This window comes from Streptomyces sp. NPDC127177, assembly GCF_042672475.1.
Lineage (GTDB): Bacteria > Actinomycetota > Actinomycetes > Streptomycetales > Streptomycetaceae > Streptomyces.
The window spans coordinates 30,354-53,254 of sequence record NZ_JBHXUW010000051.1; the positions used below are offsets into that span (position 1 = coordinate 30,354).

Below are 22,901 nucleotides of genomic sequence, written 5' to 3' on the forward strand. Positions count from 1 at the left end.
AGAGGAGACCCCATGGCCAAGGTCGAGACAGTGCCCCAGGTGGCGGACCCGCCGGAGGGAGCGGTCGTGTTCCTCATAGGCATGCGGATCAACAGCTTCTGGAAGGTGCACCGCTGGCTGCCCTCCTTCATCGCCATGGTCCCGATGCTGATGGAGCTCAACAAGAACAAGGAGCACGGGTTCCTGGGCTCCCGCACCTGGATCAACCGCACCGTGATCGTGCTCCAGTACTGGCGCAGCATGGACGAGCTGATGGCCTACTCCCGCACCATGGACGCCTCCCACCGCCCCGCCTGGGCCCGCTTCAACCGCACCATCGGCAACAACGGCGCCGTCGGCATCTACCACGAGGCGTACGAGGTCGACCCCGCCCGGATGCACACCGTCTACCGCAACATGCCGCCGTTCGGCATGGCCAAGGCCACCGCCGGCAGGCCGCAGCGGACGTCCACGCCCGTGGCGGACCACGAATAAGGGGAGGGACAGGGACCCATGGCACAACAACAAGGACCGGTGCGGGCCGGACAGGACGTCCAGTGGCGCAAGTGCGGGGCCTGCGGGGCGTTCGTCTACGGCAAGCGTTTGGACCGCAACCGCAAGGTGTGCCCGGAGTGCCAGTTCCACTTCCGGATACCTCCGCAGGTGCGCGTCGACGAGCTCGCCGACCCCGGCAGCTTCGAGCCGCTGCCCGACGACTACCGACCGCGCGACCTGCTCTCCTTCACGGACAGCAAGCCCTACCCCGACCGGCTCCGGGACGCCCGGACCAGGACCGGCCGCAACGACGCGCTGCTCAGCGGCCGGATGACGATCGAGGGCTGCCCCCTGGTGGCGGCCGTCCTCGACTTCAGCTTCATGGGCGGCAGCATGGGCTCGGTCGTCGGCGAGGGCATCGCCGCCGCGGCCCGCCACGCGCTCGCCGAACGGCTCCCGCTGCTGCTGATCGCCGCCTCCGGCGGCGCCCGCATGCAGGAGGGTGCGCTCTCCCTGATGCAGATGGCCAAGACCTCGCAGTGGATCGCCGCCCTGCGCGAGGCGGCACTGCCGGTCATCAACCTCAACACCGACCCCACCTTCGGCGGCGCCAGCGCCTCCTTCGCGATGCTGGGCGACGTCATCCTCGCCGAGCCCGGCAGCCTGATCGGATTCGCCGGACCGCAGGTCATCCGCAACACCATCCGCGAGGAGCTGCCAACCGGCTTCCAGAGCGCCGAGTTCCTGCTGGAACACGGCATGATCGACGCGGTCGTGCCCCGCGAGAACCAGCGCGAGTACCTGGCCCGGCTGCTGACCCTGCTCGGCCCCTCGGTCCCCGAACTCCCCGAGGGCACCGGGTCCGCCCTGCTCACCGAACCCGTCCCGGCCGTCCGCAGCACCCGCGAGACCGTGGCCCTGGCCCGCAACATCCAACGGCCCACCGTGCAGGACTACATCGGCTACGTCTTCGACGACTTCGTCAGCCTGCACGGCGACCGGGCCTTCGCCGACGACCGGGCGCTGACCGGCGGCATCGCCCGGATCGGCGGCCAGAGCGTGGTGGTGCTCGGACACCAGAAGGGCCACGACACCGCCGAACTGGTCCGCAGCAACTTCGGCATGCCCAACCCCGAGGGCTACCGCAAGGCACTGCGTCTGATGCGGCTGGCGGACCGGTTCGGCCTGCCCATCGTCGCGTTCATCGACACCCCCGGCGCCTTCCCCGGCATCGGCGCCGAGGAGCGCGGCCAGAGCCTGGCCATCGCCGAATGCATCCTGGAACTCTCCAGGGTCCGGGTGCCGGTGGTCTCCATCGTGACCGGCGAGGGCGGCAGCGGCGGTGCGCTGGCACTCGGCGTCGCCAACTCCGTGCTGATGCTCCAGAACGCCTATTACTCGGTGATCAGCCCCGAGGGCTGCTCGACCATCCTCTTCGGCACCGCCGAACAGGCCGGCCGGGCCGCCGACGCGCTGCGCCTGACCGCGTCCGACCTGCTGCGCCTCGGCGTGGTGGACGCCATCGTGCCGGAGCCCGTGGACGGCGCGCACACCGCCCCGTACCCCACGGCCCTCAACGTGAGAACAGCCCTCGTACAGACCATGGCCCCGCTGCTCGAACTGGCGGGCGACCGCCTCGTCGAGATCCGCCGGGACCGGTTCGACCGCTTCGGGGACCCCGAACGGCAGCCGACAGTCGACTGGGAGAAGAGTGATGAGCACTGAGACCAAGCCCGCCACGGAGGCCATGTCCGTGGAGGAGCTGCGGGCACAGACCCGGCTGCTCGCCGACGAACTGCCCGGCACCCTGCGGCGGATCACCCTGCGGGCCGGCGGGATCAGTGTGGACGTCGAGTGGGAGAACGCCCCGGCCGCCGCGCCCGCCCCCCCCCACCCCCCCCGCCCCCCGGGCGCCCCCGGCCCGGAACCCCCCCCCCCGCCCCCGCCGCCGTTCCGAGAGAGACCCCATGCACGCAGTGGCACCACCTCGCCGCACCGCCGCCGTCCGCACCGCCCTCCTCTTCCTCCTCGCGGCCCTGGCGTTCGGTACGTCCACCGGCCCGGCGCGGGCGGCCGGGGGCGACGTCACCTGGACGGTCCGCACGGCCGCCAACGACTACGGGGAGGACCGGTCGAGCTTCAGCTACGCCGTCAACCCCGGCGGCGAGGCCGAGGATGCCCTGATCGTGGCCAACCACGGCACCGACCCCCTGACCCTGGCCGTCTACGCCGCCGACGGCTTCACGACGGAGAAGGGACAGCTCGACCTCCTCACCGAGGGCAAGAAGTCCCACTCCATCGGCTCCTGGGTCCGGCCCGGCAGGAAGAGCGTCCGGATAGCCCCGGGCAGGAGCGCCGAGATCCCCTTCACCGTCGAGGTCCCGGGCAACGCGACCCCCGGCGACTACGTGGGCGGCATCCTGACATCGCTCAAGCAGGCCGACGACACCGAGGGCATCGCCGTCGACCGCCGGCTCGGCATCCGGATCAAGCTGCGTGTCAGCGGCGCCCTGCGGCCCGCGCTCGCCGTCGAGGACGTGCACGTCGGCTACAAGGGCTCCGCCGTCCCGTTCGCCCACGGCGACGCCACGGTGACCTACAGCCTCCACAACACCGGCAACGCGGTGCTCTCCGGCACCCAGAAGGTCACCCTCACCGGCCCCTTCGGGACGCTGAGCACCGAGGCCGGCAAGATCCCCGCGCCCCCGGAGCTGCTGCCGGGCGAGCGCTGGAAGGTCAGGGTCCCCGTCCACGACGTCACCCCGGCCGTCCGGCTCACGGCCACCGTCGCCGTCACCCCGCTCGTCACCGACGCCGCCGGCTCCACCACCGCCCTGGATCCCGTCAGGACCACGGCACACGGCTGGGCCGTTCCCTGGACGCTCCTGCTGTTCCTGGTCCTCGTCCTGGGCGCGGCGGCGGCGGCCTTCGTGCTCGTCCGCCGGGCGCGCGCCCGGCGGGCACGACGTGAGGAGGAGCGGGTGCGCGAGGCGGTGGAACAGGCCCTGCGGGACAAGGCGGAACAGCGCTCCTGAGAGCCCGGGGCGCGCCGGCCGGCCGCACATACGCGAACGGGCCGCCCGGCGTGCGGGCGGCCCGTCCTCATGCGTACGGCGGGTGACTCAGGAGATCAGCTCGACCTCCGCCAGCGTCGCCGCCTGCGTGCTCACGAGCCGGTACTTCGCGTACGCCCGTGGCGCCTGCACCGAGAACACCCGGGTCTGCTTGTCCCAGGCGAAGGTCTGGCCGGACCGCTTGTCGAGGTCCTTCCAGGAGGTACCGTCCGCCGATCCCTGCAGGACCCAGCCCGTCGGTGCCTTCGCCGCCGCGGCCGAGGTCAGCGTGTACTGGACCGCCTTCGTGCCCGCGGGGGCCGGCAGCTCCACCGCCTCGACCGATGCCGAGGTGGCCGAGGTGTCGTCGAAGAGGGCGCCCGCGCCCTTCAGGACGTCCTTCTTCGGCGAGGGGACCTTGTCGTCCTTGGTGATGGAGACCGGGGCGTCGTTCTTGCCGGTGCCCCAGGCCGACGGCTCGGGACCCATGTCGAAGTCCAGCACGCCGCCCTTGGCCAGCAGGTCGTGCGGCAGCGAGGTGGAGGTCCACTTCTTGCCGTTGACCTTCAGGCCCTGGACGTAGATGTTCTTCGAGCTGTTCTTCGGTGCCCTGACGACCAGGTCGTGGCCGTTCTCCAGGTGCACCGTGGTCTTGGTGAACAGGGGGGAGCCGATCGCGTACTCGCCACTGCCCATGACCAGCGGGTAGAAGCCGAGCGAGGAGAAGAGGTACCAGGCCGACTGCTCGCCGTTGTCCTCGTCGCCGTGGTAACCCTGGCCGATCTCGCTGCCCGTGTACAGGCGGCTCAGGACCTCGCGGACCTTCTCCTGCGTCTTGTACGGCTGCGAGGCCGCGTCGTACATGTACGTGACGTGGTGCGCGACCTGGTTGCTGTGACCGTACTGGCCCATCCGTACGTCACGGGCCTCCGTCATCTCGTGGATGACGCCGCCGTACGAGCCGACGAACTCCGGGCCCGCCGTCTCGGGGGTGGAGAAGTACGTGTCCAGCTTCTTCGCCAGAGCGTCCCGGCCGCCGTACAGGTTGGCGAGGCCCTTGCTGTCCTGCGGAGCGGTGAAGGCGTAGCCCCAGCCGTTGGTCTCCGTGTAGTCGTAGCCCCAGACCCGCGGGTCGTACTGGTCGGACGGGAGCCGCCAGTCGCCCTTGGCGTCCTTGCCCTGGAAGAAGCCCGCCTTGTCGTCGAACAGCTCGACGTAGTTGCGGGCCCGGTTCATGAAGTACTCGGACTCGTCCTTGTAGCGCTGCTTGTGCGTCTTCTTGTAGAGCGCCTGGCCCATCTGGGCGATGCCGTAGTCGTTGACGTAGCCCTCCATCGACCAGGACATGCCCTCGTGCGTGTCGGTGTTCGCGTAGCCGACGAACGGCGAGGTCTCCATGCCCTTGCGGCCGACACCCGAGGACGGCGGGACGACCGTGGCGTTCTTCAGGGCCGCGTCGTACGCCGCCTCGGCGTCGAACTTCACGCCCTTGACGTACGCGTCCGCGAACGCGACGTCCGACGAGGTGCCGGTCATCAGGTCCGAGTAGCCCGGGGAGGACCAGCGGGAGATCCAGCCACCGTCCTTGTACTGCTGGACGAAGCCGTCCACCATCTCGCCGGCCTTCTTCGGGGTGAGGAAGGAGTATGCCGGCCACGTCGTCCGGTAGGTGTCCCAGAAGCCGTTGTTGACGTACACCTTGCCGTCGACGATCTTGGCGCCGGTGTGCGTCGGGGTGTCCGAGCCGACCTGCGGTGAGAACGGCGAGGCGTACTTGTCCTTGCCGCCGACCTTCTCGAAGCCCGAGTTCGGGTAGAGGTAGAGCCGGTACATGCTGGAGTACAGCGTGGTCAGCTGGTCGGCGGACGCGCCCTCGACCTCGACCTTGCCCAGCAGGTCGTCCCAGGCGCCCTGGGCCTTGTTCTCGACCCGGTCGAAGGAGCGCGAGGCGGGGATCTCGGCGGCCAGGTTCTGCTTCGCCTGGTCGACGCTGATCAGCGAGGTGGCCAGGCGCAGATTGACGGTACGGTCCTTGCCCGCGTCGAAGCGCAGGTAGCCGGTCACATCGTCGCCGCCGCCCCCGGACAGCTTGCCGCTGCCGGTTACGGGGGCGTCGAAGACGCCGTACACGAAGAGCCGGGTGGCACCCGTCGATCCACCGCTCTTCACATCGGAGAACCCGGTGAAGGAGCTGGTCTCCGGATCGAGCGTGAGCCCGCCGTCGTTGGAGACGTTGTCGAAGACCATGCTCGCGTCCTTGCCCGGATACGTGAACCGCATCCGTGCCGCGTGGTCGGTCGGCGTCATCTCGGCCTTGAGGCCGTTCTCGAACTTCACCCCGTAGTAGTGGGGCCTCGCCGTCTCGTTCTCGTGCTTGAACGGCAGCGCGCGTGCCTCGCGGGAGGCGTCCGGGGTGCCGGAGGCCGCCGACGGCATCAGCTGGAACGTCTGCCGGTCGCCCATCCAGGGGCTCGGCTCATGGCTGGCGGCGAAGGCCTGCAGGGTGGGCAGGTTGTCCGCGTTGTTGCCGTGCGCGTAGTCGTACAGCCAGCTGGTCGATCCGGCGTTGGTCACCGGGGTCCAGAAGTTGAACCCGTTGGGGACCGCGGTGGCGGGGAAGTTGTTGCCGCGCGAGAAGCTGCCGGTGGAGTTGGTGCCGCGGACGGTCGAGGCGTAGTCCGAGAGGTGCGCCTTGGGCTTCTCGGGCGTCTTCGGGGCGATCTTGACGTCGTCGATCCAGCCCTGGAACTTCGACGGGCCCTTGGGGGAGTCGTACGCCACGAGGATCCGGTCGACGGTCTTGCCCGCCGCGACCGTGCCGATCTGCGAGTCGACCTTGTTCCACTGGTTGACGTACAGCCGCTTGGCGTCGGCCTGGCCCTGGGGGGTCAGCAGACCGCCGTTGGAGTCGGTGGCGTGCAGATCGCTCAGGTACGTGCCGTCCGTGAACGCCAGGTCCACGGCGACGTGCGTGGCCGGGTAGGACAGGTCCGTCTCGCCCATCTGGGGGTAGACCAGGTAGGAGAGCGTGGTGTCCCGGGTGACGGCCGTGTTGACGTCGAAGACCTTGTTGTACGAGTAGGCGTGGCCGTCGGCCTTGTGCGTACCCGCGTACCGCAGCGCCTTCTTTCCGGTGAATCCCGCGCCGGACTTGGCGGTGGGGGAGCCGGAGGGGCCGCGGTCGACCTGGCTGCGCATCTCGTCGGGGGCCGGGGCGGAGGTGTCCCCGTCGGAGAACTGGACGTCGGCGAGCTGGGTCGCGTCATCGGCGCCGTTGTTCTTCGTGATGTCCAGCCGGAAGTGCTGGTAGGCCTTGTCCGTCGTGAAGTCGTACGACTTGGTCTGGAGGCGCTCGGAGAAGCTCTGACCGGTCTGCGAATCCAGGTCCGTCCAGGTCTTGCCGTCCTCGGAGCCCTGCAGGGTCCAGTCCTTGGGGTCCCGCTCGTCGTGGTCGTCGGCCGAGGTCAGCGCGTACGTGACGACCTTGACGGGCTCGGAGAGATCGAACTCGGCCCAGGCGGTGGACTCGAAGGACAGCCACTTCGTGCCGGATTCGCCGTCGATGAGGTTCTCCTTGACCTCACCGCCGCTGGTGTTCTCATCACTCGCGCGGACATCTGTGACCTTGTCGGTCACATTGCCCGGGATTCCGGAGGAGAAGGCGCCATCGATACCCGATGTCCGCTTCTTTCCGTCAGGGCCTTCTTCGACGGTATTGCGCCAGTCCGGCTGCTTCTCGTCCGCCTCGAAGGATGAACTGAATATCCGGTCACCTGCAGGCTTATGACCCTTTTCTCCTGACCCGGCCGACTGAGCGGCGGCCGCGGTGGGGGCTGTCACGACCAGAACCAGTGAAGCCGCGATCAGCGCGGCCAGACTGTTTTGTCTCTTGCGAGAACCGTGTCGGGGCTGCATGCCGAGCCATTCCTCCCGAGGAAGTGCGCTTGGACAACGTTGTCAGAAGCGTGCGCAGGATCTAGTAGGGAGTGAAGTGCCTGGTGGTGTCAAGGGTGTTGGATGAGGACCGCCGGTCGAATCGACCGTATTGCGGAAATCGTTACATCCGGAGGAGGCCGTGCGGTGCCGAGGTATCCGCGAGGTCTCAACTCGGGAAAGACTGCCGCCCAAACCTGCATTCGATCTTGCTCAGTTGGCGACAAGTGGACTATACCTGTCGGCGTCTGCACAGGAGTTTTACGACTGCGCGACAGGGGGACACGGGGGAGGGCGACTGGGCGCCGCAGATGCGCCCGCTGCCCGGTCCCCGACGCCCCCCACTGCAATGGCTAGCCTGAAATCTGCACCACCCAAGCGCAACTGACCGCGGTGGCGGGGCCCTTCGCCTGAGGCGAATATCCAAGGGCGACCGATACACACCGCCTGAGTCCTGGAGAAGGCGAGGACTTGAGCATGGGATCCACCTCCGCCCACAAGAATGAGGGCCTTGGCCGTCGCGACGTGATCAAGCGGTCTGCCGCACTCGGTCTGATCACCGTCCCGACAATGAGCTTCCTGTCGGCCTGTGCGAGCAGCGACAGCGGCAGCGACGACTCGGTCAAGAAGGGCAAGACCAGCGCGAAGAACCCGCTGGGCGTCAATGAGACGGCCGCACTCGACGTGGTCATCTTCGACGGCGGTTTCGGCGAGCAGTACGCGATCGACGCCGAGAAGAAGTACACCGCGGCGTTCCCGAAGGCGAAGGTCAAGCACTCCGCGACGCAGAAGATCCAGTCGCAGCTGCAGCCGCGCTTCAACGGCGGCACCCCGCCCGACCTGATCGACAACTCGGGTGCCGAGCAGATGGACATGGGTGTCCTCGTCGGCAAGAAGCAGCTGCTCGACCTGACGCCGCTGATGGACGCCCCGTCCGTCGACGACCCGGCCAAGAAGGTCCGCGACACGCTGCGCCCGGGTGTGCTGGAGATGGGTCAGTTCGAGGGCGACCCGGTCTGGGTCATGTACTACGCGTACACCGTGTACGGCGTCTGGTACTCGCAGACCGCGCTGGACAACCTGGACGCCCAGTACCCCGAGAACTGGGACGACATGCTCGCCCTCTGCGCGAAGGCGAAGAAGAAGGGCATCGCCGGCTGGACGTACGCGGGCAAGTACCCGTACTACCTGCCCTTCTCGCTCTACCCCTTCATCGCCAAGATCGGCGGCCGGGAGGTTCTCGACAAGATCGACAACCTGGAGCCGAACGCCTGGAAGGACCCCGCCGTGAAGGCGGCCTTCGAGGCGTACTACGAGCTGTACAAGAAGGGGTACATCCTCAAGGGCACCCCGGGCCTGACCCACATCCAGTCGCAGACGGAGTGGACCAAGGGCAAGGCGCTCTTCATCCCGAACGGCTCGTGGGTGGAGAACGAGGCGGCGCCGACCACGCCCAAGGACTTCAAGATGATGGTCGCGGCGCCGTCCAGCCTGGACTCGTCCGACAAGCTTCCCTTCGGCACCATCTGGGCCGCCGGCGGCGAGCCCTTCGTCGTCCCGGCCAAGGCGAAGAACAAGGAGGGCGGAATGGAGCAGCTGCGCATCATGCTCTCCGAGGAGTCCTCCAAGAACTTCACCAAGCAGGTCAAGTCGCTGAGCGCCTTCAACGGCGGCACCGACGGCCTCACCCTCTCCACGGCCATGCAGGCCGGCGTCGACGTGCTGAAGAAGGCCGGCGACAACGTGGTGAACCCGCGTCTGCAGGACTGGTACGCCAAGCTCCAGAAGGAGCAGATCGGCACGGCGGGCATCGGCGAGATGATGGCGGGCCGCCTCACGCCGGCCGAGGCGATCAAGAAGATCCAGGGCTACGCTGACGCCGCGGCCAAGGACCAGTCCATCAAGCACTACAAGCACCAGTGAGTAACCGTCACCAGCGGCGGCACCCGCGGAAAGATCGGGGTCGGTAAACGATGCAGCACGGCAAGTACCGCTTCATTGTGGGCTTCTTGGTAGTCCCCTTGGTGTTGTACGCGGTCTTCGTCATGTGGCCGTTCATCCAGGCCATCTTCTACTCGTTCACGGACTGGACCGGTCTGAGCCCGGACTTCAAGGTAGTCGGCTTCGACAACTACACCAGGATGCTGAAGGACGACATCTTCTGGAAGTCGCTGCAGCACAGTGTGCTGCTCGTGCTGGTGCTGCCGCTGGTGACGCTGGGCCTCGCGCTCTTCTTCGCCTTCATGCTGAATGTCGGGGGCCGGCGGCGGAAGAACGCCGCGGTCTCCGGTGTTCGGGGCTCCGGTTTCTACAAGATCGCCTACTTCTTCCCGCAGGTGCTCTCGATCGTCATCGTCGCCCTTCTCTTCCAGTTCGCGTTCAACCCGCGCAGCGGAATGCTGAATTCGGGGCTGAAGGGAATCGGTCTCGGCTCCATCCAGCCCGACTGGCTGGGCGACCCGAGCCTGGCGCTCATCTGCGTCATGATGGTGCTGGTCTGGTCGACGGTCGGATTCTTCGTCGTCCTCTTCTCCGCCGGAATGGCGTCCATTCCGAAGGACTTCTACGAGGCGGCGCTCCTGGACGGGGCCAGCCGCGTCACGACGTTCTTCAAGATCACCCTGCCGCTGCTCTGGGACACCGTGCAGTCCGGGTGGGTCTACATGGGCATCCTGGCGCTCGGCGTCGAGGCGTTCACGGCCGTCCAGGTCATGACCGTGGGCCCCGGTGGTCCCGACTACTCGACCTCGGTCCTGCCGCTGTACGTCTACCAGACGGCCTTCCGAGACGGCCAGGCCGGATACGCGACGACGATCGGTGTCGGACTGCTCATCGTCACCATGGCGTTCGCCGCCATCGTGATGCGGCTGGGCCGGCGCGAGCGGCTGGAGTTCTGATGCTGCGCTTCCCGGGACACGACGCCCGGATTCCCAGCAGGCAAGACAGCCCGGTCCCGGCGGCCGGCTCGACAGTACGAGGTGAGCACACGTGAAGGCCACTGAAACCCCTCCCGTGGTCACGGTGAAGGAACCGGCCCCCGTGTCCAAGGCGCCCGCCCCGGCCGGCAAGGAGAAGAGCAGCGAGGGCAAGGTCCTCAACGTCTTCTCGCACGGTGTGCTGATCATCTGGGCGATCCTGGTGGTCCTGCCGCTGCTCTGGGCGATCATGGCCTCGTTCAAGACGGACGACTCGATCCTGTCGACGCCGTGGGCGCTGCCGGACAAGCTTCACTTCGAGAACTGGTCGCGCGCCTGGGGTCAGGCGCACATGAGCGATTACTTCTTCAACACGATCGTCGTGGTGGGCGGTTCGCTCATCGGTACGCTGCTGCTCGGCTCGATGGCGGCGTACGTACTGGCCCGGTTCGACTTCCCGGGCAACCGCTTCATCTACTACCTGTTCATCGGCGGGATGAGCTTCCCGATCATCCTGGCGCTGGTCCCGCTGTTCTTCGTGATGAACAACATGGGCATGCTGAACACACGGCACGGACTGATCCTGGTCTACATCGCGTACTCACTGCCGTTCACCGTCTTCTTCCTCACCTCGTTCTTCCGGACGCTGCCGAGTTCGGTGGCGGAGGCGGCGATGCTCGACGGCGCCTCGCACACCCGGACGTTCTTCCAGGTGATGCTGCCCATGGCGAAGCCCGGCCTGATCAGCGTCGGTATCTTCAACTTCCTCGGACAGTGGAACCAGTACCTGCTGCCGACGGTGCTCAACACCGATCCGAAGTACCGGGTGCTCTCCCAGGGGCTCGTCGAACTCGCCAACGGGCAGGGGTACAAGGGCGACTGGTCCGGTCTCTTCGCCGGTCTGGTGATGGCGATGCTGCCGGTCCTCGCGGCCTACATCATCTTCCAGCGCCAGGTCGTCGCGGGGCTCACCGCGGGCGCGGTGAAGTAACCCCTCGAACGCCTTCCCGCCCGACCGAACCGCCCGCCGGCAGTCCTGCCGACGGGCGGTTCGTCTGTGTACGGGGCGGTTCGCCGCCCTCTTCGTGCGTGGGTCCCGTGCTCATCCGAGGCTTCGACTGCTCAAGGTCTTGACGGGGAGTACCCCAAAACGCTCAGCTTAGAGTTCACATGTTGGAGAATATGGCAGGAGTGAGAGAGTCGATGGAGACTCCGGGGTCGCAGACATCTCTGCATCGCGCCAACCTTGAGCGGGTAGTGCGCGCCGTACGCATGGCGGGTTCACTCACCCAGGCGGAGATCGCCAGGAGCACGGGCCTCTCCGCGGCCACCGTCTCCAATATCGTTCGCGAACTGAAAGAGGGCGGCACGGTCGAGGTGACCCCCACCTCGGCGGGCGGCCGCCGCGCCCGCAGCGTCTCGCTCAGCGGGGACGCGGGCATCGTCATCGGCGTCGACTTCGGACACACCCACCTCAGGGTGGCGGTCGGCAACCTGGCCCATCAGGTGCTGGCCGAGGAATCCGAGCCGCTGGACGTGGACGCCTCGTCGGCCGACGGCTTCGGACGGGCGGAACAGCTGGTCAACCGGCTGATCGAGACGACCGGGATCAGTCCCGGCAAGGTGATCGGGGTCGGCCTCGGTGTACCCGGCCCGATCGACGTCGAGTCCGGCACGCTGGGCTCCACGTCGATCCTGCCGGGCTGGACGGGCATCAACCCCAGGGAAGAGCTGGCCGGACGCCTCGGGGTGCCCGTCTACGTCGACAACGACGCCAACCTCGGGGCGCTGGGCGAGCTGGTCTGGGGGAGCGGCCGGGGGGTCAGGGACCTCGCGTACATCAAGGTCGCCAGCGGTGTCGGCGCAGGTCTGGTGATCGACGGGCACATCTACCGGGGCCCCGGCGGCACGGCCGGCGAGATCGGCCACATCACCCTCGACGAGTCGGGCCCGGTCTGCCGCTGCGGCAACCGGGGATGCCTGGAGACGTTCACCGCCGCACGGTACGTGCTGCCCCTGCTCCAGCCCAGCCACGGGCCCGATCTCACCATGGAGCGGGTGGTCCAGCTGGCCCGTGAGGGCGATCCGGGCTGCCGCCGGGTGATCGGTGACGTCGGACGCCACATCGGCAGCGGAGTGGCCAACCTGTGCAATCTGCTCAACCCCAGCCGGGTGGTCCTCGGCGGTTCGCTCGCGGAGGCGGGCGAACTGGTCCTCGGGCCGATCCGGGACTCGGTCGCGCGCTACTCGATCCCCAGCGCCGCACGGCAGCTGTCGGTGCTCCCGGGGGCCCTCGGCGGGCGGGCCGAGGTGCTCGGTGCGCTGGCCCTCGTCCTGAGCGAGATGGGTGATTCAACCCTTTTGGAGAGCACGCTTCCGGCCGCGAGCCCTGCCTTCACTTAGATAACGAATGGCACCGTTGTCATCTCGTTAAGGATTTACTCCTTGACGCTGGCCTCGCGGCCGAGTTGACTTCCAGCCACCTCGGCCGCAACGCTGCGGCCTCGTCAGGGAGGCACACCCGCAATGAACGCAATGACGCGACGCATCGTCATAGGCACGGCCGCAGTTTCCATGGCCGTCTCCCTCGCAGCCTGTGGCAAGGCGGGCGACGATAAGGACAGCGGCAGCGGTGGTGACAGCAAGACCATCGGTCTGCTGCTGCCGGAGAACAAGACCACGCGCTACGAGACCTTCGACCGCCCGCTGATCGAGGCGAAGATCAAGGCTCTCTGCTCGGACTGCGACGTCAAGTACAACAACGCCGCGCAGGACACCGAGACCCAGAAGAAGCAGTTCGACGCGCTGGTCACCCAGGGCGTGAAGGTCATCATCCTGGACTCGGTCGACTTCAAGGCGACGAAGTCCTGGGTCCAGCAGGCGGACAAGAAGGGCGTCAAGGTCGTCGCGTACGACCGTCTCGCCGAGGGCCCGATCTCCGCGTACGTCTCGTACGACAACGAGAAGATCGGCCGCCTCCAGGGCGAGGCCCTGGTCAAGGCGCTGGGCGACAAGGCCAAGGACAGCAATGTCGTCATGATCAACGGTTCGCCGACCGACCCGAACGCCCCCTTCTTCAAGAAGGGCGCGCACAGCGTCCTGGACACCCAGGTCAAGAAGGTCGTCTACGAGCAGGACATCCCGGACTGGTCGCCGGACGAGGCGAACAAGAAGATGGGTGCCGCCATCGACTCGCTGGGCAAGAAGGGCTTCCAGGGCGTCTACTCGGCGAACGACGGCATGGCCGGTGGCATCATCACCGCCCTCAAGAAGCAGGGCGTGAAGGTCCCGGTCGGCGGCCAGGACTCGGAGCTCGCCGGTCTGCAGCGCATCATCGCGGGTGAGCAGTCCTTCTCGATCTACAAGCAGATCAAGCCGCAGGCGGAGACCACCGCCGGAATCGCGGTCGACCTGCTCAAGGGCAAGAAGTTCGACTCGCTGACCAACACCAAGGTCGACAGCCTCTCGGGTGAGTTCAAGGGCACCCCGTCGCGGCTGTACGACGCCTCGGTCGTGACCAAGGACAACATCGCCTCCACGATCATCGCGGACGGTGTCTACAAGGCCTCCGACATCTGCACCGCCGAGTTCAAGGCGGCCTGCGACGCCGCCGGCATCAAGTAACACCGGCGGTCGCCCGTAAGGGCCCTCCAGCCAGTCCGGCACCCGCCCCGTCAACGCCCCGCAAAGCGGGGGCGGGGCCGGACTCTTCTCACCGGTTCCGGTCGTCGGACTGCCGCCGCCCCAGGCCCTGTGCCGCAAGGCGACGACGGTGGTCCGACGGCCCGAGCCGGCGCCCCTGTGCAATGCAGCACCATCCCCGCCGGTCAGGCGGCGAAGGAGATGATTCACGTGTCCGCTACGCCCGTGCTGGCGTTGCGCGGAATCTCCAAGCGGTTCGGCGCCGTCCAGGCGCTCACCGATGTGGACCTGGAGATTCACCCCGGCGAAGTCGTTGCCCTGGTCGGCGACAACGGCGCCGGCAAGTCAACCCTTGTCAAGACCATCTCGGGTGTCCACCCGATCGACGAAGGCGCCATCGAGTGGGAGGGCGGGACGGTCCGGATCAACCGGCCGAACGACGCCCAGGACCTCGGAATCGCCACCGTCTACCAGGACCTGGCGCTCTGCGACAACCTCGACGTCGTCGCCAACCTCTTCCTCGGCAACGAGCTGCGCAGCGCCTCCGTCCTCGACGAGATCGGGATGGAGAAGCGCGCCAAGGAACTCCTGGACACCCTGTCCATCCGGATCCCGAGCGTCCGCATCCCGGTCGCCTCGCTCTCCGGTGGCCAGCGCCAGGTCGTCGCCATCGCCCGCGCCCTGATCGGTGACCCCAAGGTCGTCATCCTGGACGAGCCGACCGCCGCCCTCGGCGTCGAGCAGACCGCCCAGGTGCTCGACCTCGTGGAGCGGCTGCGCGAGCGCGGTCACGGCGTCATCCTCATCAGCCACAACATGGCCGACGTGAACGCCGTCGCGGACAAGGTCGCGGTGCTCCGACTGGGCCGCAACAACGGCGTCTTCGACGTCGCCTCCACGTCCCACGAAGAGATCATCGCCGCGATCACCGGCGCCACGGACAATGCCGTCACGCGCCGTCAGGCACGCTCAGTCACGAAGGAGGACGCGAAGTGAGCGACCTCGCCAAGACCCCCGGGTCTTCCGCCGAGAAGACCGAGAAGGCCGAGCAGAGCGCCACGGTGCCGGCCCAGGCGACCGAGGAGTCGGCGGCGCCCATCCCCGCGGTCGACCCGCGCCTCCTCGTGCGCGAGGAGGGCTTCAAGGGCTACTGGTCGGAGTTCACCCGCAAGGTGCGCGGCGGTGAGCTCGGCTCGCTGCCCGTCTTCGTCGGCGTGATCGTCATCGCGATCGTCTTCCAGCTCCAGAACAGCAACTTCCTCTCCGCCAGCTCCGTCGCCAACATCGCCGTCTACAGCTCCGGCCTCGGCATCATGGCGGTCGGCATCGTGTTCGTGCTGCTGCTCGGCGAGATCGACCTGTCGGTCGGTTCGGTCGCCGGTGTCGGCGCGGCCGTCTGGGCCGTGGTCAACGTGAACCACGGCTGGCCCGAGTGGCTGGCGATCATCACCGCGATCCTCTCGGGTACGGCGCTCGGCGCCCTGCACGGCTTCTTCTTCGCGAAGATCGGGGTGCCGGCCTTCGTCGTCACCCTGGCCGGCTTCCTCGGCTGGAGCGGTCTGCAGGACTGGATGATGGGCGGCGAGGGCTCGATCAACACGCCGTCGGGCAGTGTCGTCGAGAACCTCACCAACTACTTCTTCGAGGACAAGGGCGTCGGCTACGGCCTCGCCCTGGTCGCCGTGCTCGCGTACGCCGCCTCGCTCCTGGTCGACAGCAAGCGCCGCAAGGCCGCGAGCCTGCCGGCCCGGCCGACCGCGGAGATCGTGCTGCGCACCGGCGTCGTCGCCGTCCTGTGCTTCGTCGTCGCGTACGTCCTGAACGAGCCCGATGGTGCCCGCGGGCTGCCGCTGGCCCTGGTGCTCTTCCTCGCCGTCCTGGTCATCGCGGACTTCGTGGCCCGCCGTACGACCTTCGGCCGCCAGGTCTTCGCGGTCGGCGGCAACCCGGAGGCCGCGCGCCGCGCCGGTATCAGCGTGGACCGGATCCGGATCATCGTCTTCTCGCTCTCCGGCACGCTGGGTGCCTTCGGCGGTCTCTTCATCGCCAGCCTCTCCGGCGGTGCGACCAAGAGCGTCGGAGCCGGCAACACCCTGATGCTGGTCATCGCGGCCGCCGTCATCGGTGGCACCAGCCTCTTCGGTGGCCGGGGCAAGGTCTGGTCCGCGCTCCTCGGCATGATCGTCATCCAGTCGATCCAGCAGGGCCTGAACATGATCGGCATGGCCAACGCCGTGCAGTACATGATCACCGGCGCGGTTCTCCTCGCCGCCGTCGTCATCGACTCGGTCTCCCGCCGTACGCAGAAGACCGCGGGCCGCGCGTAGCCCCACCGGGCCCGGCGGGGCCCGGTGAGACCGCAAGGCCGGCCAGTGCCCGGCGCCCCCACGGGGGTGCCGGGCACCGGCGTGTTCCGGGGTGGGGCCACAGCCGCTTCCGGTCACGTGACATTAGTGTGTGGCGCACAGTATCGTGCCAGACGTGGGCACCGATGAACTGATCCTCAGCCAGGCCCAGGAGCTACGCCGCGGCACGGTCGTCCTGGCCTGTCTGACGCTCCTGGAGGAACCGCGGTACGGCTACGCGCTCCTGGAGACGCTCGGCGAAGCCGGGATCGCCGTGGACGGCAACACGCTCTACCCGCTGCTGCGCCGCCTGGAGAAGCAGGGGCTGCTCGTCAGCGAGTGGAACACCGGCCAGTCCCGGCCGCGCAAGTTCTATTCGATCAGCCCCGATGGCGCCCGGGTCCGCACCGGGCTGCTGCGCGAGTGGCGGGCCCTTGACGCCTCGATAGCAAGACTGACCAGGGGGGACCGTTGAGTAAGCGGCATGTTCCAGGCACCGGAGCGCTGACGGACCGCTACGTGGCGGAGGTCGTCCGGCGCATCCCGGCCGGCCGGCGCGGAGACGTGGCCGACGAGTTGCGCGTCACGATCGCCGACACCGTCGATGCCCGCGGGCCGGCCGACGCGGAGGCCACCGAACGCGAGGTGCTCACCGAGATGGGCGACCCGGTCCGGCTCGCCGCCGACTACGCGGACCGGCCGCTCGCACTGATAGGGCCAGGGCTCTACCCGACGTACGTACGGCTCCTCGCCGTCCTGCTCCTCACCGTGCTGCCGGTCGTCACCGTCATGAGCGCGGCGCTCGACATCCTGGACGGGCAGGGCGCCGGGGCGGTGATCGGCGGGGCCGTCGGGACGGTCCTCTCCCTCGGCGCCCAGATGATCGCCTGGCTCACCGTGGTGTTCGCCCTGGCCGAGCGGTCCGGCAAACGGTTCGCCGCGCCCGGCAGGGCCTGGACCCCCGACGACCTGCCCGAGCCCCGCAACCGGAAGGAGCGGGAGGCCCAGGGATACGCCGGGCTCGCCTGGCACGGGCTGCTGCTCGCCCTGATCGTCTGGCAGCACACCGCCCAGCCGTACCGGACCGACGGCGGCACACACATCGACGTGCTCGACCCGGACCTGTGGTCGGGCTGGGTCTGGCCGGTGCTCGCCGGTCTGGCCGGCCTCGCGGCGCTCGACGTCATCCGGGCGGTACGGACCCCGACACGGTCCCTCGCACTGTGGAGCATCGCCGCCCGGGTGGTGTTCACGCTGCCGCTGGCGTGGGTCCTGTACCGGCGGGAGTTCTTCAACCCGGCGTTCCTGTCCGACGTCAACGGTGACTGGCAGGTCCCGGACGCCTTCTACACCGTGGTGGTCCTGCTGGTCCTGGTGGCGGGGGTGCGCGAGGTGGTGCGGCGGCTGGGCGAGCTGCGGGCCTGAATCCGCGGCGTCGATCCGGTCACACCGCCCGGCCGGAAACGGCCGGGACGAATCCGGGAACGCGCTGGTGGATCCGGGGCCACCGGCCGGACCCGGTGGGACAGCACACGCCCGCCCGATGTCCGTGGCGGCGAACGGAACATTAGACTCATCGGATCGGCATGCTCGACCAGCACAATCGCAAGGAGGCACGGTGACACAGCCGCGCGAAGCGCGTCATGCACGGGCGGTGGTGGGCGACGGATGGGATCTGCTGACCCGCATCGGCGGACCGCGTGACCTGGACCGGCTCACCCCCGAGCAGCTGGAGCAGCTCGCCGAAGAGATCCGGACCTTCCTCGTCGACGCCGTCTCCAAGACCGGCGGACACCTCGGACCCAACCTGGGCGTGGTCGAGCTGACCATCGCCCTGCACCGGGTCTTCGACTCGCCGAAGGACAAGGTCCTCTTCGACACCGGCCATCAGAGCTATGTGCACAAGCTCCTCACCGGCCGTCAGGACTTCTCGAAGCTCAAGAGCAAGGGCGGCCTCTCCGGCTACCCCTCGCGTGCCGAGTCCGAGCACGACGTCATCGAGAACTCGCACGCCTCCACGGTGCTCGGCTGGGCCGACGGCCTCGCCAAGGCCAACGAGGTGCTGGGCCGCCCCGACCACGTCGTCGCGGTCATCGGTGACGGAGCCCTGACCGGCGGCATGGCCTGGGAGGCGCTCAACAACATCGCCGCCGCCAAGGACCGCCCCCTCGTCATCGTCGTCAACGACAACGAGCGCTCCTACGCGCCGACCATCGGCGGCCTGGCCAACCACCTCGCCACGCTGCGCACCACCGACGGCTACGAGCGCTTCCTGGCCCGCGGCAAGGACCTCCTGGAGCGCACCCCCGTCGTCGGCAGGCCGCTGTACGAGACCCTGCACGGGGCCAAGAAGGGCCTCAAGGACTTCATCGCCCCGCAGGGCATGTTCGAGGACCTCGGGCTGAAGTACGTCGGCCCGATCGACGGCCACGACTTGGAGGCGCTGGAGTCGGCGCTCCAGCGGGCCAAGCGCTTCGGTGGCCCCGTCATCGTGCACTGCCTCACCGAGAAGGGCCGCGGCTACACCCCGGCGCTGCTCGACGAGGCCGACCGCTTCCACGCCGTCGGCAAGATCCACCCCGACACCGGCCTGCCCGTCGCCACCTCCGGCCTCGACTGGACCTCCGTCTTCGGCGAGGAGATGGTCAAGCTCGGCAGGGAGCGCGAGGACATCGTCGCGATCACCGCGGCCATGCTCCAGCCGGTCGGCCTCACCAAGTTCGAGAAGGCCTTCCCGGACCGGATCTACGACGTCGGCATCGCCGAGCAGCACGGCGCGGTCTCCGCGGCGGGCCTGGCCACCGGCGGGCTGCACCCCGTCTTCGCGGTGTACGCGACCTTCCTGAACCGCGCCTTCGACCAGGTCCTGATGGACGTCGCCCTGCACAAGTGCGGAGTGACCTTCGTCCTGGACCGGGCCGGGGTCACCGGCACGGACGGCGCCTCGCACAACGGCATGTGGGACATGTCGATCCTGCAGTGCGTGCCGACCCTCCGGATCGCCGCCCCGCGCGACGCCGACCAGGTCCGCGCCCAGCTGCGCGAGGCCGTCGAGGTCGACGATGCCCCGACGGTCGTCCGCTTCTCCAAGGGCGCGGTCGGCCCTTCGGTCAAGGCCGTCGCCACGGTCGGCGGCATGGACGTGCTCCGCGAGCCCGGCACGTCCCGGCCCGACGTGCTGCTCGTCTCCATCGGCGCGTTGGCCCCGATGTGCCTGGAGATCGCGGAACTGCTGGACGCCCAGGGCATCTCGGCCACGGTCGTCGACCCGCGCTGGGTCAAGCCCGTCGACGAGGCCATGGCCCCGCTCGCCGCACAGCACCGTGTCGTCGTCACCGTCGAGGACAACAGCCGGGCAGGCGGCGTCGGCTCCGCAGTCGCCCAGGCGCTGCGCGACGCCGACGTCGACGTACCGCTGCGCGACTTCGGCATCCCGCCGGTCTTCCTCGACCACGCCTCCCGCAAGGAGGTCATGGCCGAGATCGGGCTGACCGCACCGGACATCGCCCGCCAGGTCACCGGCCTGGTCGCCAAGCTCGACGGCCGCTACGAGACGGACGCGGAGAGCCGTTCCGTGGCGGAGCCCGTCCGGGACTGATCCGTCCGAGCCGCACCCCCGATTGGGCCGGTCGCCCACCCTGTACGGGTGGTCCGACCGGCCCATTCGCGTGAAACCCCGCCTTGCGGGGCGTGGCGTGGGCAGGCAGGTCCGAATGATGGCGTGCACGACGAGTGCGTGGAGGTACGCCGGTGAGCACGCAGCAGGACCTGCCCCCCAGCCGGGACGGGCTGTTCAGGACCAAGACGATCGAACAGTCCATCCGCGACACGGAGGAGCCGGAGCACGCCCTCAAGAAGTCCCTCTCCGCCCTGGACCTCACGGTGTTCGGGGTGGGTGTCATCATCGGCACCGGAATCTTCGTCCTCACCGGCAAGGTGGCCAAGGAGACCGCGGGCCCGGCCACGGCCATCGCCTTCGTGGTCGCGGGTGTCGTCTGCGCCCTGGCCGCGCTCTGCTACGCGGAATTCGCCTCCACCGTCCCGGTGGCCGGCTCCGCGTACACCTTCTCGTACGCCTCGCTCGGTGAACTGGTCGCCTGGATCATCGGCTGGGACCTGGTGCTGGAATTCGCGCTGGGCACGGCGGTGGTGGCGGTCGGCTGGTCCGGCTACGTCCGCTCGCTGCTGGACAACATCGGCTGGTCACTGCCGAACGCGCTGTCCGGAACCGACGCGACGAAAGGATTCGGCTTCGACGTCCTCGCCTTCGTCCTGGTCCTGATCCTTACGGTCATCCTGGTGCTGGGCATGAAGCTGTCCGCCCGGGTCACCACGGTGGTGGTGGCCATCAAGGTGGCCGTGGTGCTGATCGTGATCATCGCGGGCCTCTTCTTCATCGACACCGCGAACTACTCGCCGTTCATCCCCGCGGCCCAGCCGCAGCCCTCCGGCTCCGGGCTCGACGCTCCGCTGGTCCAGCTGATCTTCGGCTACGCCCCCACCAACTTCGGCGTGATGGGCGTCTTCACCGCGGCCTCCGTCGTCTTCTTCGCCTTCATCGGCTTCGACGTGGTCGCCACCGCCGCCGAGGAGACCAAGATGCCGCAGCGCGACATGCCGCGCGGCATCATGGCCTCGCTCCTCATCTGCACGACGCTCTACGTCGCCGTATCGATCGTCGTCACCGGAATGGAGCACTACACCGAGCTCTCGGTGAGCGCCCCGCTCGCCGACGCCTTCAAGGCCGTCGGGCACCCCTTCTACGCCGGGGTCATCAGCTTCGGCGCCGCCGTCGGCCTCACCGTGGTCTGCATGATCCTGCTGCTCGGCCAGACCCGGGTGTTCTTCGCGATGAGCCGTGACGGGCTGCTGCCGCGGTTCTTCTCGAAGACCCACCCGCGGTTCCGCACCCCGTACCGTCCGACCATCCTGCTCGGCGTGATCATCGCGATCGTCGCCGGTTTCACCAGCATCGACGAGCTCGCGACGCTGGTGAACATCGGTACGCTCTTCGCCTTCGTGGTCGTCGCGCTGGGCGTCATCGTCCTGCGCCGCACCCGCCCCGGACTGCACCGTGCCTTCCGCACCCCATGGGTCCCGCTGATCCCGATCCTCTCGGTCGCCGCGTCGGTCTGGCTGATGCTCAACCTGCCGGCGGAGACGTGGCTGCGGTTCGGTATCTGGATGGTCATCGGCGTGGTCATCTACTTCGCCTACGGACGCAAGCGCAGCCGGGTGAACATCACCACGGGGGACTGAGCCACCGGGGCCGCCACGGGCCGGGGGCCGCGCCCGCGGCAGCCGGCCCGCCTGCCGCCCCGTCAGCCGCCGGTCGCCGGAGACCTCTTGGCCGACTCCGGGATGGCGGCGTCCTCGCGGAGCGCCTTCCAGAGCGTCCTGGCCTGTGGCTGGGCGGCGACCACCCGGTTGGGGTCCGCCTTGTCGTACGCCACCGGAAGCATGATGGTCTCCATCGAGCCCGGGTCCACTCCGTTCATCGAACGGGCGAACCGGGTCAGGGACTTGAGGGAGGCGAGCCCCTCGTCGGTGGTGAGGGACTTGGTGGCGGAGTTCGCGATCCTGTAGGCGTTGGCCGGACTGCCCAGCAGGTCCTGCGACTTGACCTCGCTGAGCAGGGCGAGGAGGAACTGCTGCTGGAGTCCGATGCGGCCGAGGTCGCTGCCGTCGCCGATGCCGTGCCTGGTGCGGACGTAGGAGAGGGACTCGGTGCCGTCGAGCCGGTGCTCACCGGCGGTGAGATCGAGACCGGATGACTTGTCGTGGATGTCCTGGGGGACGTCGACGGTGACGCCGCCGATGGCATCGACGAGGTCCTTGAAACCGGCGAAGTTGATCTCCAGGTAGTGGTCGACGCGGATTTCGCTCATCTTCTCCACGGTCTTGACCACGCAGGCCGGACCGACCTGGGAATAGACGGAGTTGAACATCACGCGGTCCGCGGCCGGCACGGTCGAACCGTCGGCCTTTGTGCACTCGGGCCTGGTCACCAGGGTGTCGCGCGGTATGGACACGGCGACGGCCTCGTCGCGGCCCTCGGGGATGTGCACCACCATCGCGGTATCGGAGCGTGCCCCGCTGACTCCGCCCCCGCCGCCCAGCGCCTTGTTCTCCGCGCCGGCGCGTGAGTCCGAGCCGATAACCAGCAGGTTCTGGCCGCTGGTGGGGAGCTTCTCGGGCCGTTTGTCGTTCTCGAGCGCCTTGTTGATGTCGACGCCCTTGATGTTCCCGTCGAGCCGGCTGTAGAGCCAGTAGGCTGTTCCGCCCGCGGCAATCACGAGTACCAGGACCGACAGCAGGACGGCCCGCCGTATTCGCTGGCCCCTCGTCCGCACGCGCTTGCGCCCACGGCGGGGGTTGCCCGGGGAACTCCGGTGGTCAGGTGTGATGGCGTCTTGGCTCATCCTGAGAGAGTCCTCACAACTAAGGCCTGGTCAGGGCGTCGGTGTTGGGGGTGGGACTCGGGTGGGGGGCTGAGCCGGTCCGCGTGTTCCGGGGCTGAGAACTATAGGCAGTCGAGC

The 22,901-nt window shown here is 68.4% G+C and carries 16 protein-coding genes; 14 read left to right on the forward strand and 2 right to left on the reverse strand.

The annotated features are described in order from the left end of the window. The first annotated feature begins 12 nt into the window (after positions 1 to 12). From ACFVJX_RS27240 to ACFVJX_RS27250, 3 genes are all read left to right on the forward strand, one after another. Positions 13 to 474, forward strand: coding sequence for a DUF4188 domain-containing protein (locus ACFVJX_RS27240; RefSeq protein ID WP_384135506.1), 462 nt, complete (start codon positions 13 to 15; stop codon positions 472 to 474). A gap of 18 nt (positions 475 to 492) precedes the next feature. After that, positions 493 to 2,199, forward strand: a complete 1,707-nt coding sequence (locus tag ACFVJX_RS27245; RefSeq protein WP_384135507.1) for an acetyl-CoA carboxylase carboxyltransferase subunit alpha — start codon at positions 493 to 495, stop codon at positions 2,197 to 2,199. Positions 2,200 to 2,441: 242 nt separating this feature from the next. Next, a complete protein-coding gene (locus ACFVJX_RS27250; RefSeq protein ID WP_384126773.1) occupies positions 2,442 to 3,509 on the forward strand; it encodes a WxL protein peptidoglycan domain-containing protein in 1,068 nt (355 codons plus the stop codon). An 87-nt stretch (positions 3,510 to 3,596) separates the two neighbouring features. On the opposite strand, the gene ACFVJX_RS27255 is transcribed toward ACFVJX_RS27250, so the two are convergent. After that, entirely contained in the window at positions 3,597 to 7,442 is a 3,846-nt protein-coding gene (locus ACFVJX_RS27255; protein WP_384126775.1) for a GH92 family glycosyl hydrolase, read from the reverse strand. A gap of 495 nt (positions 7,443 to 7,937) precedes the next feature. Here ACFVJX_RS27255 and ngcE point away from each other — a divergent pair, with 495 nt between their 5' ends. The 11 genes from ngcE to ACFVJX_RS27310 all read left to right on the forward strand — a co-directional run bounded on the left by ngcE (position 7,938) and on the right by ACFVJX_RS27310 (position 21,621). Next, positions 7,938 to 9,383, forward strand: a complete 1,446-nt coding sequence (ngcE, locus tag ACFVJX_RS27260) for an N-acetylglucosamine/diacetylchitobiose ABC transporter substrate-binding protein (protein ID WP_384126777.1) — start codon at positions 7,938 to 7,940, stop codon at positions 9,381 to 9,383. A gap of 50 nt (positions 9,384 to 9,433) precedes the next feature. Continuing rightward, positions 9,434 to 10,357, forward strand: coding sequence for a carbohydrate ABC transporter permease (locus ACFVJX_RS27265; RefSeq protein WP_384126778.1), 924 nt, complete (start codon positions 9,434 to 9,436; stop codon positions 10,355 to 10,357). 91 nt (positions 10,358 to 10,448) lie between these two features. Further along, the gene (locus ACFVJX_RS27270) at positions 10,449 to 11,366 is read left to right on the forward strand and encodes a carbohydrate ABC transporter permease (RefSeq protein ID WP_384126779.1); all 918 of its coding nucleotides are present in this window, start codon (positions 10,449 to 10,451) and stop codon (positions 11,364 to 11,366) included. A gap of 212 nt (positions 11,367 to 11,578) precedes the next feature. Then, positions 11,579 to 12,778, forward strand: coding sequence for an ROK family protein (locus ACFVJX_RS27275; protein WP_384126800.1), 1,200 nt, complete (start codon positions 11,579 to 11,581; stop codon positions 12,776 to 12,778). Positions 12,779 to 12,901: 123 nt separating this feature from the next. Beyond that, positions 12,902 to 13,999 carry a sugar ABC transporter substrate-binding protein gene (locus ACFVJX_RS27280; RefSeq protein WP_384126780.1) on the forward strand — a complete coding sequence of 366 codons (1,098 nt, stop codon included), beginning with the start codon at positions 12,902 to 12,904 and terminating at the stop codon, positions 13,997 to 13,999. A 219-nt stretch (positions 14,000 to 14,218) separates the two neighbouring features. Next, complete coding sequence (locus ACFVJX_RS27285; RefSeq protein WP_384126782.1) at positions 14,219 to 15,013, forward strand: ATP-binding cassette domain-containing protein; 795 nt, start codon at positions 14,219 to 14,221, stop codon at positions 15,011 to 15,013. Continuing rightward, a complete protein-coding gene (locus ACFVJX_RS27290) occupies positions 15,010 to 16,344 on the forward strand; it encodes a sugar ABC transporter permease (protein WP_384126783.1) in 1,335 nt (444 codons plus the stop codon). Before ACFVJX_RS27285 ends, ACFVJX_RS27290 begins: the two co-directional genes overlap by 4 nt. 154 nt (positions 16,345 to 16,498) lie before the next feature. Further along, positions 16,499 to 16,837: a PadR family transcriptional regulator gene (locus ACFVJX_RS27295; protein ID WP_384126785.1), complete on the forward strand. Its 339-nt coding sequence runs from the start codon at positions 16,499 to 16,501 to the stop codon at positions 16,835 to 16,837. Continuing rightward, positions 16,834 to 17,787, forward strand: coding sequence for an HAAS signaling domain-containing protein (locus tag ACFVJX_RS27300; protein ID WP_384126786.1), 954 nt, complete (start codon positions 16,834 to 16,836; stop codon positions 17,785 to 17,787). The genes ACFVJX_RS27295 and ACFVJX_RS27300 overlap by 4 nt, the downstream gene beginning before the upstream one ends. A gap of 193 nt (positions 17,788 to 17,980) precedes the next feature. After that, positions 17,981 to 19,960 carry a 1-deoxy-D-xylulose-5-phosphate synthase gene (gene dxs / locus ACFVJX_RS27305; protein WP_384126787.1) on the forward strand — a complete coding sequence of 660 codons (1,980 nt, stop codon included), beginning with the start codon at positions 17,981 to 17,983 and terminating at the stop codon, positions 19,958 to 19,960. Between the two features lie 152 nt (positions 19,961 to 20,112). Next, positions 20,113 to 21,621 carry an amino acid permease gene (locus tag ACFVJX_RS27310; RefSeq protein ID WP_384126789.1) on the forward strand — a complete coding sequence of 503 codons (1,509 nt, stop codon included), beginning with the start codon at positions 20,113 to 20,115 and terminating at the stop codon, positions 21,619 to 21,621. 62 nt (positions 21,622 to 21,683) lie between these two features. Here ACFVJX_RS27310 and ACFVJX_RS27315 read toward each other — a convergent pair whose 3' ends face one another. Continuing rightward, a complete protein-coding gene (locus ACFVJX_RS27315) occupies positions 21,684 to 22,784 on the reverse strand; it encodes an LCP family protein (protein ID WP_384126791.1) in 1,101 nt (366 codons plus the stop codon). Positions 22,785 to 22,901 lie beyond the last annotated feature (117 nt).

Bases quoted from the DNA above. Each gene is read 5' to 3' on its own strand.
- ACFVJX_RS27255 (WP_384126775.1), bottom strand. From the start codon at position 7,442: ATGCAGCCCCGACACGGTTCTCGCAAGAGACAAAACAGTCTGGCCGCG.
- ACFVJX_RS27250 (WP_384126773.1), top strand. From the start codon at position 2,442: ATGCACGCAGTGGCACCACCTCGCCGCACCGCCGCCGTCCGCACCGCC.
- ACFVJX_RS27315 (WP_384126791.1), bottom strand. From the start codon at position 22,784: ATGAGCCAAGACGCCATCACACCTGACCACCGGAGTTCCCCGGGCAAC.
- ACFVJX_RS27275 (WP_384126800.1), top strand. From the start codon at position 11,579: ATGGAGACTCCGGGGTCGCAGACATCTCTGCATCGCGCCAACCTTGAG.
- ngcE (WP_384126777.1), top strand. From the start codon at position 7,938: ATGGGATCCACCTCCGCCCACAAGAATGAGGGCCTTGGCCGTCGCGAC.
- ACFVJX_RS27265 (WP_384126778.1), top strand. From the start codon at position 9,434: ATGCAGCACGGCAAGTACCGCTTCATTGTGGGCTTCTTGGTAGTCCCC.
- ACFVJX_RS27240 (WP_384135506.1), top strand. From the start codon at position 13: ATGGCCAAGGTCGAGACAGTGCCCCAGGTGGCGGACCCGCCGGAGGGA.
- ACFVJX_RS27285 (WP_384126782.1), top strand. From the start codon at position 14,219: ATGATTCACGTGTCCGCTACGCCCGTGCTGGCGTTGCGCGGAATCTCC.
- ACFVJX_RS27245 (WP_384135507.1), top strand. From the start codon at position 493: ATGGCACAACAACAAGGACCGGTGCGGGCCGGACAGGACGTCCAGTGG.
- ACFVJX_RS27280 (WP_384126780.1), top strand. From the start codon at position 12,902: ATGAACGCAATGACGCGACGCATCGTCATAGGCACGGCCGCAGTTTCC.